Raw genomic sequence first — 13,524 nt, 5'->3', positions numbered from 1 at the left:
GTAGTTGAATGAAGATAAGGCCAATCGGAAGGTTCCGGTTGGCCCTTTTCTGGTTTTTAAATACCCTTTTAAACTTTCAGTTTGTAGGTTCAAGGTAACCGATCATTTTCTGGTACTGTGTTGGGGTCAGACCCGTCCATTTTTTGAAAGTAGTTCTAAAATGCCGCTCCTCCTGATACCCCACTTGCTTGGCAATTGTATATATTTTGTAGTTTTGCTTCAATAGTTCCTTCGCTTTTTCCACACGGAATTGATGCAAATAATCCAAAAAGTTAATCCCTAGTTCTTGTTTGAATAAAGAGCTTAAGTAGGTATTGGATACATAAGTTTCCTTTGCGACAGATTCCAGCGAGATACTGGTGTTGTACTTCTGAATAATCCAATCAAGTGCAGCTTGAACGGTTCGGTGAAGAGGCTTCTGCCGGGAGTCAATTTCAACGATGCTTTGAATGATTTTTTGCATAATGGTAGCCAGCTCTTCTAATGTCTCGATCAAGGGAACTTTCTCCACCCAATTAATGAGATCATCCTTCCATTCGAAGGCGGTATGATTACGTTCCTGTGAGAATTTTTGCAGCTCTAGAATGAAGATCGTGGCCCGCAGATTGACTTCCGTTTTATCATATTGAGAGGTGTTGCGGATATAATTCAGCCAATGGTCCAGATGATCTAATGCTTGTTCATAATTATGATTTTCCAAGTTGAGCTTTATTTCTTTCTCCAGTTGCTGTAGTTCTTCATTCTCCAAGATGGAGGTTTGAACCAGACCGCGCTGATTATATTCGGAAAAAAGAAATACCCCGCCTTTTCCTTTGTAAAACCGGCCTGCCATGGCTTCCAAGGCTTCCGTGTACGCGCTATGTACTTCATCCAGAGATGGTTTTACGGAAGAGATGGCTATACTGATGGAAATTTTCAAGAAGGTCTCCATATTCTTCTGGAGTTCTTCCATCTTTTTCTTCAAAGAGGTACCGGTCTCATGATCAGGGATGTTGGCCAGCCATAATATTTCCTCTCCGTAGCTAATCGGTTCTATAAACCCATGGAATAGAGGCAGCAATGTCTCGGTCAGAATATTACTGGCTGCGTATCGGATCAATGCCATATCCCGTTTATATAGTTTGGAGTCATTCCGGTGGTCCGGGGTGTCAATCCGCAGCAATCCAATATGAATCTTTAAAGGCTTAAGTGAGATTCCCATCTCTTCTATGATTTTCTGCCTGTCTTCGAGAAGGAGCGGGGGATTCGCAAGCCACTGATTTAAAATTTGATTTTTAAGCAGCGGAATATTTTTTGTCCAATTCTGATTGAGCTGCTGCAGCGTGGAGCCTTCCCTTTGTTCCTTATCGATCTTTTCCTTCACCGTAAGTATGGCTTGGAGAATATCTTCAGGTAAGCAGGGCTTTAACAAATACTCGCTTGCCCCATAACGGACTGCATCCCTCGCGTAATTAAAATCACTGTACCCTGTAAGCAGGATGGAATAGAAGGACAGCCCCTCCTCCTGCGCAGTCTGGATCAGTTCCAGTCCATTTATATAAGGCATGCGAATATCTGTTAATAATACATCCGGCTTCCTTTCTCTCATTAATGTTATAGCTTCTCGTCCATCCCCCGCTGCGCCCACAATCTCAATATCGTAAAAGGACCAATCGATCATCTGAATAATTCCTTGCCGGAATGATAATTCATCTTCGGCAATCAGCAACCTGAGCATCGTTTAGTTACCCCCTCTATGGATTCGGATTTGGATACGCGTACCTAGACCTAAGGTGCTTTCAATGTGAAATTCCGTAAGCTCAAAGTACAGATTCAACCTTTCGCGAATATTACTTAAGGCGAGGCCTGAGTGTCCAATGGAAGGAGCAACCGGTTTAGGATGACATGAAATTTGCTTTACCCGTTCTGGAGTCATACCCTTCCCATTATCAACAACCTCCAGTACGATCCACGATTCCTCAGCATAACAGGCTACCGCAATCATTCCGTTTCCCTCTAAAGGTTCTATGGCATGAATGATGGCGTTTTCAACAAGGGGCTGCAATAATAATTTGGGGACTTGGAAATGACTGATCTCTTCATCCAGGGTGACGGAGAAATGAAATCTGGTAGTAAAGCGTTTCTTTTGCAAAAATAAATAATTCTCGATGAATTCAACCTCCTGATGAAGAGTAGCATTGTCTTGGCCGTTATTTAGACTTAACCTAAACACCTGGGACAAAGATTGAACCATTTCTGCGATATCCCGCTCATTCTTCTGCATCGCCGTCCAGCTTATCATATTTAAAGTGTTGTACAGGAAGTGAGGATTGATTTGCGATTGCAGCGTTTTAAGCTCTGCTTCTTTCTGCTTTAGGTGTGAAGTATATACATCATCGATTAGGGTTTTGACACGCTTGACCATCGTATCATACCAGTAACCCAGTTGGCCGATCTCATCATTCCCCGAAAAATTAACCTGCTGACTGAAGTCTCCAAGCTGCAGCTGCTTCATCGAGAGAATTAATGTTTTGACAGGGTTCGTAATGATTTTGGCGATTAACCAAGTGCACAGTATCATTACCAGCGTAAACACTGCCATAATAAGAACAGTTATGGATTTGATATAATCGAGCTCTTTCAATAAATCCTTTTTATTCTGTATCACCAAAGAGTGCCAGCCTGTCAGCGGGGAAGTGGTCTGAGAGACAACCAAATCATCTCTATCCAGCAGGTAGCTGAGCGCATCATCTTTTGAGAGTGCAGGTTCAGCAGATTGGAAATAAGGCAGATCACCGATATGTTCACCCAAATTATCCAACTCCGTAGAGGCCAGAATCACACCATCGTCATTGATAACCAGTTGATAAGCATTATTTTCTTTGCGGAAAAGATTATTGCTGAGTTGATCGGCATCGATCCCAATCATTAGCACACCGATTCGTTTATAGGTATTGAAATCCTTAAAGGGCTTGATCATCACGAGCTTATAATGTCTGTCTCCATGCAGCAGGTGATCCTCAGGGGACAACATATCCCATATTGGCTCACCGGCAGATTTCATAATGTTCTTGAAAAACCGGGTTTCCTGAAACTCGGCGAAGGAGGCAGCACTGGCAATGCCGGTTTGTGTAATGGCGAATGGCCCATTATCTTCTTGACCCGCAGACAAGCGATAAATAAGCAAGGATTGAAAGGATTCGCTCGAGACCATCAATGGGAGGAGGGATTTGTAGATTTGCTCTCTTACCTCGAGTGTATCACTGGTGGTCACCAAATGTTGTAAGGATGGATTGAGAAACAGGAAGTTACCTGTGCTAATAGTACCGCTGGTGATAAAATCAAGCTGGTTCGTCGTTTTGGCTGCCATGTGACTTTGCGCTTGACGGATTTTATCGACGATCTCATTGGCGGCAATATAATAGGAATAAAGGCCAGTTAAACCTACAGTAAAGATCAGTAGAGGGATAACCCAGATCAGTAGTTTATACTGCAGTGAAATGTCTCGATACCGCGTCACGATAGGTTTAATATTGTCTCACCCTGCTTTACATAGAATATCATCAGTATAACTATAATTAAGGTAATAATATATGTGCTGTCCCCTGAATTTTAGTAATAATAACTTCTCAAGAGGTGGGGAAGAGGATGAAAAAGAAATACCGCGCACTATCCATACTGATCATAACCGGTTTGACAGCTTGCGCAATATTTAGTATTACGAATATGAATTCCAAGACACCTGCAATAAAAGATCCGAATAATACAGAGACACCGGGAATTGTCACGTTGAAATTGTTCACAGCCCTTGCTGACCGCAAGAACGGACAGGGGAAAATCGAACAGCAAATCATAGACGCTTATATGAAAGAACATAGAAATGTAAAAATAGAAGTCGAGGCATTGCAGGATGAGCCTTATAAATCCAAAGTTAAAATATACGCTACATCGAATGCTCTTCCGGATATTATTCAATCCTGGGGACAGACCTCGTTTATCAAACCCTTAATTGATGCAGGTTTGTTGGCTGAGCTGAACGAGTCAGATTATATCTCCTACCATTTCGTATCCGGCTCACTCGATGGATTCAAGCAGCATGGTGAATTATACGGGTTACCTAGAAATACCGACTTCTTTGTGATGTACTACAATCAAAAAATATTGGCCGACACCGGTATCCCGGTTCCTGGAACAACACAAGAATGGTTTAAGGCAAGCAAGATGCTAAGAGAGAAAGGCATTAATCCTATCACAACCAATGCTGTTGAAGGCTGGTCACTACCGATCTGGTTCGAGTACATCGCTCAGCGGCATACGGGCGATTTTAGCAAAATGGACGAGGTTCTCGCGGGCAAAGCTACCTTTACAGGCAATGAACAATTTCTTGCAGCAGCTAAAGAATTACAGAGGTTCCAGAAAGAGAAGACACTTGCGGACGGCTTCCTGACTGCCGATTACGGCGCAGCCCGCAACTTGTTTGGACAAGGTAAAGCGGCTTTCTTTTTGATGGGGAGCTGGGAATCCAGTCTTGCTACGGATGAGAATTTCTCGGATGAATTCCGGAGTAATGTTGCAGCTGCACCGTATCCCGCTTCTGATAGAGGCAAGCTGACGGATGTCGCAGCCTGGTTCGGCGGTGGATATTCAATCTCCGCACATTCTAAGAATAAAGGGGAGGCTGTACAATTTTTGAAATACTTCTACGATCCAGAGAATTGGGCGAAGCTTATTTGGCAAAGTGGAGCAGGGATACCCGCTCAAAAATTCGATCAATACCTGACTGGGGCAGAAAATAAGCTGCAAAAAGGACTGGTAGACATCTTTAGCTCCATTTCAACTTCCAGCGGGACCCCGCTCCAGGATCAAGGAAGTAATGAATTTAAAAATAAAGTAATGGAGGCCCATCAATCTTTAATGGATGGAAGATGCACTCCGGCAGAGTTTTTAAAGAAACTTGATGAAGCCGCTAAAATGAATCAGTAGCTGGGAGACGACTCACCCGACGACCCAATAGCACGGTCTCCAGTGCAGCCTTATATACTTTTATACGCAGCTCCTCTGGTGACCTGACGATCACATGGGGACCCAAGGACAACATGATTCGGCAAGCTGCTTCTATGACGTTGAACTCAGCTTCGACCTCCAGCCATGCAGAATCAGGAGATTCATCTATGGACAGCAATGTAACAAAGCGTTCCTGCCTTAACGCTTGAAGGGAGGAAGACTTTAGCGTGAATTTGGCTTGATAACTGGGAAGGGCGGATTTGAACGATACTTTAGACAACTCCCAGTAACTCGTCAGCTCAAAATCGTCAGGTCGTGAATAAGCTTCCTCTAATATTTGGGCAGCAACGATTCTCGAAACCCGGTAGGTTCTGAACTGCTCCTCATGCTGCCCGATAACATACCATACCCCCCGTTTCGCCACCAAGCCCAGCAGTCCAATGATTCTGTTCTTTATTTCCCCATTTCGCAGATAAGAAATACTTACCTTCCGGTCTTCCCAAAGAGCTGCCTGTAAGGTTGAAAGAAAAGGGAAGCTTTCCTCGGATGAAAGCCATCCTTCACTGTCTATATGAATACGCTGGTTAAAATAGTTGGCGGAAGGGGATTTATTCCCTGAGGCAGCAGCCTCCAGCTTGCGCGATGCAATCGTGAAATCCTCATGAATACCAAGATCCTTCAAGATTGCCGAATCGGCAGAGAGCAGGAGAGCGCCTATTTCGTTGGGCTTCATTCCAGTTAAGGAAGTGCGGTAGCCTTCGGTGAGCATCCAGCCGCCTTCCCGGCCTCGTTCAGCCAGCACAGGTATTCCAGAGGCACTGAGCGCCTCCATATCACGAAATATTGTCCGCTCGGACACCTCCAAGGTGCTGGCCAGCTCACGGGAGGTGACTTTGCCGCGGTTCTGCAGCAGAAGCAATATAGATAATAAACGGTCTGCTCTCATACGTCCTCCTCATAGGGGGTATCCCCCTAATTTAACTCTTTTTTCATTTTATCATATATATATGTCAGTTGATGTCATATATAGAGTTTATGATGAGTATAGCAAGCAGAAGAACCAATGATACTAAGATCAACAATGAAGAGAGGAGCGGTAGTATGACAAATTTGCAAGGGAAAGTGGCACTGGTTACCGGAGGAAGCAGGGGGGCCGGCAGGGGAATAGCTTTGGAACTGGCAAAAGCAGGTGCGTATGTGTATATCACAGGCAGAAGCACAGGGCTTTCGCACGAAGAAAGGCGTAAAGGGACGATCGACAGTGTTCTCGATGAAATCAAGGCGGTTGGAGGGCAGGGTGAAGCGATCCGCTGTGACCATACCCGGGATAGCGAAACGGAAGAAGCCATCCGGCGGATAGCGTCGGAGCAGGGCAGGCTGGATATCCTGGTCAACAATGTATGGGGCGGTAATGAGCTGTCCATCGAGAGCAAACCCTTCTGGGAGCTGCCTCTGGAACATTGGAGCCATATGTTCGATGCGGGAGTCAGAGCGCAGCTGATGACCAACTATTACGCGATTCCGCTAATGCGCAGCAACCGGCAGAGCGGTGGTATTATTATTCATACAACGTATTGGGACCACTACAAATACATTGACAACTTCTATTATGATCTGGCTAAAAATGCGCTGGTGCGCATGGCCTATGGATTGTCGGTAGAACTTGCGGCAGACGGTATAGCCGTGATCCCGTTGTCGCCCGGCTGGATGCGGACTGAACTGGTGCTGGAGAGCCTCAATACAGATGAAGAGCATTGGCAGGAGGTGCCTGAACTGCAAACCAGTGAGTCCACAGCCTATATCGGGCGGGCCGTGGTTCAGCTGGCTGCAGATCCAGAGGTAATGACCATAACGGGAATCCCGCAGCAGGTAGGCAGCCTTGCGGTACAATACGGATTCACTGATGCTGACGGGCGGGTCGTCCCGGTATTCAAAGTTCCGGAATAAACCGGAATAAACAAAAATCGCTCTTTTGAAATGGCTGCAGGATGCCTCCATTTTCGAAAGAGCGATTTTTTTTGCTAATACTCAGAACTTTAATGATACGAAATGGCTTCTATAGCAGAACGACTTCTTCGGCAGTGTTGATTTCCGGCAAGCCAGCCAGCTTCACAAGCACATGCTGCGGCACCTCTTTATCCACTGTCAGAAGCATGATAGCTGCACCACCGACAATTTTACGTCCCACCTGCATCGAAGCGATGTTGACATCGTTTTGTCCGAGCAGAGTGCCGACGAGACCGATAATCCCCGGCTTGTCGTTGTGGGAGATTACAATTTGATGGCCTTCCGGAGCGATATCAACCGGGAATTTATTGACCTGGACAATGCGTTCGCCGTAGCCCTGGAGCAATGTTCCGGCTACCAGGCGTTCTTCATCCGGTTCGGCCTTCAGCGTAACGGTGATAAGATTAGTGAAGCCCTTAGTCTTGGAAGCCTTTGTCACGACAACATTCACATCACGCGTTTTGGCCAGATGCATGGAGTTGACGATGTTGACATCACTGCCGAAGTGGCGGGTGAACACGCCTTTTACAATATATCGGGTAAGCGGCTGTGTATCCACATCCGAGAGATCCCCGGCATATTCAACATGAATTTCACGAATAGCGCCGTCCGTCAGCTGTGTTGCAAAGCTGCCAAGCTTCTCACCCAGTGTGAAGTAAGGCTGAAGCTTATTCATTACGCTTGGCGCAACCGGAGGAATGTTTACAGCGTTAATGAACGGCTCGTTGCGCAGAATATGCAGCACCTGCTCCGATACATCGATGGCTACATTCTCCTGGGCTTCTACGGTCGAAGCACCCAGATGCGGAGTCACGATGATTTTTGGATGGGAAAGGAACGGGTGATCCGCTTGTGGCGGCTCTTGTTCGAATACGTCAAATGCTGCTCCGGCGACGATGCCGCTGTCGATGGCTTCAACCAATGCCATTTCGTCGATTACGCCGCCGCGGGCACAGTTGATGATGCGCATGCCTTTTTTCATCACTTCGAACTGCGGGCGGGAAATCATATGGCGGGTTTCGGGTGTCAGTGGTGTGTGCACGGTCATGAAATCAGCGCCGCGGACAATCTCATCAACGGAGGCCAGTTTCACTTCGAGCTTCTCCGCACGGTCCGGAGTCAGGAACGGATCAAAGGCGAGAATGTTCATGCCGAAGGCTTTGGCCCGTTTGGCCACCTCGCTGCCGATCCGTCCCATGCCGAGAACACCCAGTGTTTTGCCGCGTAGTTCTACGCCAAGGAATGTCTTTCTATCCCATACGCCGGAAATCGTTTTGGCATAGGCTTGGGGAATATGCCGGGCGAGTGCCATCATCATGGCAAAAGCATGCTCACAGGTCGTAATCGTGTTTCCGTCCGGCGCATTGATGACCACAACGCCATGCTGCGTTGCCGCCTCCAGTTTAATATTGTCAACACCTACACCTGCGCGGCCAATGACCTTCAGGTTTGTGCCTGCGGCAATAATTTTCTCGGTAACAGTGGTTTGGCTGCGTACGAGCAGGCCGTCATATTCGCCGATGATTGCAATAAGCTCTTCTTCACTAAGTCCAGTCTTCTTGTCTACAGTCACGTCGTTTGCGTCCATCAATTGCTGAATGCCCAAATCACTGATTGGATCCGATACTAATACTTTAAACATGGTTTCTTGTCCCCCTTAAAGTGATAAAGCTTAATATGCCAAGGATGCCCTGATAAGGCAATCCACAGTACCTGAAGCATCAAAACGGGTGAAAAGCATGTCAGAATAACAAAGTAACGCGCTGTCGCATAAAAGAAAGAGAGTGTAGGAGGACAGTCTCCTGCCAATTTTGGGCCTTTTAGGCCAAAAGACGGATTCCGGGTAACAAAAAAACTCCCAACCCCATACTACTGCCGTAGTAAGGGACGAGAGTTGTCGTGGTACCACCCTAATTCACTGCAACATTGAAGAAGCAGCCTCATTGGCCTGCAAAGGCCACACTGGTAACGGAGATGATCCGATTGCATCTACTTATAGTTCGATACAATATCTCAGGAGCGCTAAAGATATCTGTATGCCACCGGTTTGCACCACCCACCGGCTCTCTGAAGGCTTCCAGCATCCTTGTTCCATCATCGGTTTTACTTGATTAATTTTTTCATAATGTAACATGGTGGCACCAAAAGTGTCAATAGGCTTATTACAACCTGCCTGCCTTGAAGTAGGCTTCATTTTTCGTTATGATGCAATATACTAGACTTATTCATAGAAAAACGGAAGCTGCGGCATCGTTTCTTTGCCATAATATTGTTCCCGCCACTTCATGAAGTCCTGCTCCTGTATGGCTCCGGTAGAAATAAGCAGTGTAACTGAGGATTGGACATCCTGTAGCTTCAGGGAGCTGGCCATGCCGGAGTAGATCATGTCGTCTATTTTGGCCGTAATATCCTGTGGATCATAGCCGGCGTAAATTCCCCGGTTCAGCATCATTTCGGCGATAGAAGCATTTTTAAGCAGGAGCGGCATCTTCTTCCATTGGATGAAGGACAGCGTCTTCAGTTCACTGGGTACCGCCGGGATTTTGCTGTTGGTTTTGGAACCCCACTTCAGCATGGAATCATAGAAATCCTTCTGGGCAAGCAGCCCGAATTGCATGGCATTTGCCGTGAAGTTATCGTTCTTCAGCGCTTTGGCTGTTTCTGTACCTGATGATCCAGCAGACACCTTGTTGGAGGCCTGGGAGAAGAGCGTCAGGCTCTTAAGTATGTTAAGCTGGGATTGATACAGGAGTGGCGAACCATTGAAGATGGAATCCTGGTTAACCTTCTCATATTGCTTGTCCGCCAGAATACTGAGATTTTTCAGTGTAGCCGCGTTCTCACGGGCATCCGTGCTGCGTGATAAACTGTCTACCTCGTTGTTCCAATTCCGCTTGAATTCACGATACGGCAAAAATACGTTATGATAGAAGGTAACAAGATCCTGCTGCTGGTAAGATCCGGAGAATTCCTCCGATGCGCCGTCAGCTTCAATCAGGTGGGAATATTTAGCTTCTGTCTTGTCTGCACCTACTTTCACTCCCGTAAAGAAAGCGGCGAAAGCGCATATCAGGAAAAATACAAAACCTAGCGTGTATAACATTTGAGTGCGGGAGGTACGACTGTTCATAATTAGTGCTCCTTCTTCTATGGAAATTATCTTATGTAAAAACAATATAGAACAGGCAGGTTACAATGAAAAAATTCAAATTAGGTGACATAAAGATTAAAAAAGCCGATCCTCAAGCGTTAACCGACAAGCTGCTGCTGATCAATCTCTACATTACACAGGGCCTTACCTTATTTATCGGTTTGATATGGATATTATTGCAGAAAAGAAATCCGTTTGACATATTAAATTTTCCTAACGGTGTAAATTTTGTGTACTGGGGCCTTGGTTTGGCAGGAATTATGCTGATTGTGGATTTTATTCTGACTTATATTGTACCAGAAGAAAGCATGGATGACGGAGGAATTAACCAGTTGTTGTTCGGCAACCGCCCTTTGTGGCATATTGTTGTTATTGCAGCGGTTGTTTCAGTTTGCGAGGAACTTCTGTTCCGCGGTGCCATTCAGCATGGACTGGGTCCCTACTGGACGAGCATTCTTTTTGCAGTTATTCATGTGCGTTATCTGCGGCACTGGATTCCGACCGGGTGGGTATTCCTCAGCAGCTACGGCCTTGGTTATATATACATCCATTCCGGAACGATTTGGGCACCGATTTTATGTCATTTCTTCATCGACCTGTTCTCAGGTCTGGTGATTCGCTACAGGAGGGTATCATGAGTGACGACTTAAGCCGGGTGAAATCCCGCCAGAAAAAATATAAAGGCGAAGGCCAGGCTCCGGTCAAAGGTAAAAATAGAAAGCAAGCTGCGGTATCTCCCCCCCATGAGTCGGAAGCGCCTGCTCTTGTGCCTGGTACGCTGTCAAGGAAGGCCCGGCATTCCAGCACCGCAGCTAGAACCTCTGTGAAGCATGATAGAGCAGACCAGGAGGGGGAGGATACGCCTTCCCGTGCGCAGTCTTACCCTTCGGAACGTATCCGCCTGAGTAAAATCTTCGTCAACTCGTTGATTGTAATGTTTGTCATGCTGCTCGCTTCGCTCTTTTGGTGGGGATTTGAAGGAGCTCCTGAATTGAGGACTCTATGGTAACCGGCTGGGTAATAATTATTATGGCGGCCCTGCTCCTGTTGCTGGGCGTAGTAGCTGCAATTATGGTAGTTTCGGCATTTAAAAAGAACATTATTGCCGAGGAAATATCTCTCGGTTCACTTCCAGCGGCATTTGACGGTTACCGGATTCTGTTTATCACAGATATTCATCGCCGCCGGTTACCCAAAAAGCTGCTCGACCCCTTACATGGAAAAGTGGATGCTGTTTTTCTGGGAGGTGACCTGACGGAGAAGGGGAGTCCCATAAACCGTCTCGTTGATAATATGGCGCTTGTGGCTTCACTTGCACCTGTGTATGCCGTTCACGGTAACCATGATTACCGGGCAAATATTTCGCTGGTAGACAATATTATCCGCGGCAGCGGGGCCAGCCTGCTGATTGATGAGAATATAACCCTTGAACGGGGAAATGAATGTCTGCTGCTGACCGGTGTGGATTTCCCGAAGAAAGGCGGCAAAAAAGCGTATGCCCCTCTGGCTCCGGTCCCTGAATCACTCTCTTCATGCTGCCGGATTATTCTAGTTCATGATCCGCTTTGGGTGTCCCAGCAGCCCAGCTTGCCCGCAGATCTCATTCTGGCCGGTCATACGCATGGTGGACAGGTGGTTCTGCCATTGATCAGGCAGAGGCATACAGATTTGTTCTATCAACAATATAATGCCGGAATGTACCGGCTTGAGCGGCAGGACAGCTCGGGAGCAATCGTCCAAATGCTAATCAGCCGCGGCTTCGGCACCGCTCATCTCCCGCTGCGCTGGAGCAGTCCGGCAGAAATGCATGTACTGACCCTGCGCAAAGTGCAGGAACCGCTTGAGCAATTTGGCTAAGAGAGCGGATTAGCGGCGCTGGATCGGGTTATGTATACAGATAAACAAGAGGTATCCTCCGCAACATGCGCTGGATACCTCTTGTTTATTGTGTTCTATTAGAACTGAGCTGCAGCAATGCTCAGCGCATCTTCAGCTCAATGCTGCGCGGATCTACGAAGCTGTAACCCTTGGCTTCCAGCTTCGTAAGCAGCGTATCCAATGCTTCCACGGTCCAGGGAAGCTCATGCATCAGGATGTTGCTTCCGGAATGAAGCTGGTCGGTTACATTCGTAATCAGCTTCTCCGTTTTATTGGCATCCTTTTCTTTCATTTCCCAGTCAAGTGATCCTACGGACCAGGTCATATAGAGAAGTCCGTTCTCTTCCGCCACCTTCTTGCCGACATCGCCGCCTGCTCCATGCGGGGGACGGAAGAAATGCGGGGTTTCGCCTACAACTTCTTTGACTATCTTCTGCACATCCTCGATCTGTTTCTTCACCTCTGTATAGGGTTCGTCCTTCAGCTTGATATGATCCCAGCTGTGATTGCCTATAATTCCGCCCCGGCTATGGATAAGCTCAAGCAGCTCGGGATGTTCTTTGACGCGGTAGCCGTTCACGAAGAAGACCGCTTTAGCCTTGTGTTTATCCAAGGTATCCATCAGCGGATTGATCATTTCCGCTTCCTTCGGGCCATCATCGAAGGTCAGCAGGATGACTTTCTTGTTGGTGCCTTCTTCATTCGGAACAATGTCGTAATTTTTGTTCATATGGTACAGAAGCGGGATTTCAGCAGGATTTGTCTCTCCGCTCGCAGTCCATCCAGTGTTTGAAGAGCCGGCTGGTGTCGCCTGAGGTGAGGCGCTTGCCTCCGCAGCATCATTCCCCTGAGAGGCTTGTGCCGTAGCTGATGGCGATGCTGTTTCAGTTGCCGCCGCTGTCGGCTGAGCATTGTTGTTCACTGTCTTGCCGTTGTTGTCGCCGTTGCTGCAGGATGCCAGCAAAATGGCGGCCAGCAGCAGTGCTGATGTCGCTTTAACCACTTTTTTCATCTCGCTTTCTTGTAACTTTGCTGTATGAGTCGGAATCTTTTCGCGAACACTAAGCATGATTTTACCATACAAGGAGGTTAGAGATATGAATACTTCGTCATTTTTATGCGGAGTGGTGATGGGTGCAGCCGCCAGTATGATTATGTCCAAAAAACGCAGCGCCATGATGTCCTCGCTCGGATCAAGCGGTTCGATGCAAGGAGCCGGTGAAAAAGCGAAGGACAAAATTCTGGGCATGGCCATGACCGGATTCGGAAACACCGCAGCCGGCGCCAGCTCCCAGGACAAAGGCTCGCATGAGCCGAAGAGCAGTGCCGATCACAAGGGGGAGTCCACGGTTAAATCCAAGGAAGCCAACCTCAATATGCTGAAGGATTTCATCCGCAGCAACCCTGATGTTAAGCATGAAGTAGAGCAGATTCTCAAAGAAACACATACAGCGATACCGGGTTTGTAACCGCAAAGCAAAGCGTTAGAATCATTTTGGGGAGGA

At 47.1% G+C, this 13,524-nt stretch carries 12 protein-coding genes and 1 other annotated feature; of the genes, 6 read left to right on the top strand and 6 right to left on the bottom strand.

What is annotated here, in order from left to right:
* Window positions 1-76: 76 nt before the first annotated feature.
* A complete protein-coding gene (locus NST99_RS22700) occupies window positions 77-1,717 on the bottom strand; it encodes a response regulator transcription factor (RefSeq protein WP_341094575.1) in 1,641 nt (546 codons plus the stop codon).
* A gap of 3 nt (window positions 1,718-1,720) precedes the next feature.
* Complete coding sequence (locus NST99_RS22695) at window positions 1,721-3,499, bottom strand: sensor histidine kinase (RefSeq protein ID WP_341094573.1); 1,779 nt, start codon at window positions 3,497-3,499, stop codon at window positions 1,721-1,723.
* A gap of 128 nt (window positions 3,500-3,627) precedes the next feature.
* Here NST99_RS22695 and NST99_RS22690 point away from each other — a divergent pair, with 128 nt between their 5' ends.
* A complete protein-coding gene (locus NST99_RS22690) occupies window positions 3,628-4,962 on the top strand; it encodes an ABC transporter substrate-binding protein (RefSeq protein WP_341094571.1) in 1,335 nt (444 codons plus the stop codon).
* Here NST99_RS22690 and NST99_RS22685 read toward each other — a convergent pair.
* Window positions 4,946-5,929 (bottom strand): helix-turn-helix transcriptional regulator, encoded by a 984-nt coding sequence (locus tag NST99_RS22685; protein ID WP_341094569.1) that lies wholly within the window; start codon window positions 5,927-5,929, stop codon window positions 4,946-4,948. The two genes, NST99_RS22690 and NST99_RS22685, sit on opposite strands and share 17 nt — an antisense overlap.
* A gap of 155 nt (window positions 5,930-6,084) precedes the next feature.
* Between NST99_RS22685 and NST99_RS22680 the strand changes: the two genes are divergently transcribed.
* The gene (locus NST99_RS22680) at window positions 6,085-6,930 is read left to right on the top strand and encodes an SDR family NAD(P)-dependent oxidoreductase (protein ID WP_341094567.1); all 846 of its coding nucleotides are present in this window, start codon (window positions 6,085-6,087) and stop codon (window positions 6,928-6,930) included.
* Between the two features lie 109 nt (window positions 6,931-7,039).
* On the opposite strand, the gene serA is transcribed toward NST99_RS22680, so the two are convergent.
* Together serA and NST99_RS22670 are read right to left on the bottom strand one after the other, a co-directional pair.
* A complete protein-coding gene (gene serA, locus NST99_RS22675) occupies window positions 7,040-8,632 on the bottom strand; it encodes a phosphoglycerate dehydrogenase (protein WP_341094566.1) in 1,593 nt (530 codons plus the stop codon).
* Between the two features lie 238 nt (window positions 8,633-8,870).
* Window positions 8,871-9,097 (bottom strand) — a binding site (T-box leader).
* A gap of 114 nt (window positions 9,098-9,211) precedes the next feature.
* Window positions 9,212-10,120, bottom strand: coding sequence for a hypothetical protein (locus NST99_RS22670; protein ID WP_341094563.1), 909 nt, complete (start codon window positions 10,118-10,120; stop codon window positions 9,212-9,214).
* Window positions 10,121-10,185: 65 nt separating this feature from the next.
* Here NST99_RS22670 and NST99_RS22665 point away from each other — a divergent pair, with 65 nt between their 5' ends.
* Genes NST99_RS22665 through NST99_RS22655 form a run of 3 tightly spaced genes read left to right on the top strand, consistent with a single transcriptional unit; the run spans window position 10,186 to window position 11,998 of the window.
* Window positions 10,186-10,779, top strand: coding sequence for a CPBP family intramembrane glutamic endopeptidase (locus NST99_RS22665; RefSeq protein ID WP_341094561.1), 594 nt, complete (start codon window positions 10,186-10,188; stop codon window positions 10,777-10,779).
* A complete protein-coding gene (locus tag NST99_RS22660; protein ID WP_341094559.1) occupies window positions 10,776-11,150 on the top strand; it encodes a hypothetical protein in 375 nt (124 codons plus the stop codon). Before NST99_RS22665 ends, NST99_RS22660 begins: the two co-directional genes overlap by 4 nt.
* Complete coding sequence (locus NST99_RS22655) at window positions 11,144-11,998, top strand: metallophosphoesterase (RefSeq protein ID WP_341094558.1); 855 nt, start codon at window positions 11,144-11,146, stop codon at window positions 11,996-11,998. Before NST99_RS22660 ends, NST99_RS22655 begins: the two co-directional genes overlap by 7 nt.
* Window positions 11,999-12,119: 121 nt before the next feature.
* On the opposite strand, the gene NST99_RS22650 is transcribed toward NST99_RS22655, so the two are convergent.
* Window positions 12,120-13,031 (bottom strand): polysaccharide deacetylase family protein, encoded by a 912-nt coding sequence (locus NST99_RS22650; RefSeq protein ID WP_341094556.1) that lies wholly within the window; start codon window positions 13,029-13,031, stop codon window positions 12,120-12,122.
* An 85-nt stretch (window positions 13,032-13,116) separates the two neighbouring features.
* Between NST99_RS22650 and NST99_RS22645 the strand changes: the two genes are divergently transcribed.
* Window positions 13,117-13,488: a hypothetical protein gene (locus tag NST99_RS22645; protein ID WP_341094554.1), complete on the top strand. Its 372-nt coding sequence runs from the start codon at window positions 13,117-13,119 to the stop codon at window positions 13,486-13,488.
* Window positions 13,489-13,524: the final 36 nt, after the last annotated feature.

Origin of the sequence: Paenibacillus sp. FSL L8-0470, assembly GCF_038008625.1 — a bacterium.
Lineage (GTDB): Bacteria > Bacillota > Bacilli > Paenibacillales > Paenibacillaceae > Paenibacillus_AQ.
The sequence above is the reverse complement of the archived record's forward strand: the minus strand, read 5'-3'. Positions and strand labels throughout refer to the sequence as shown.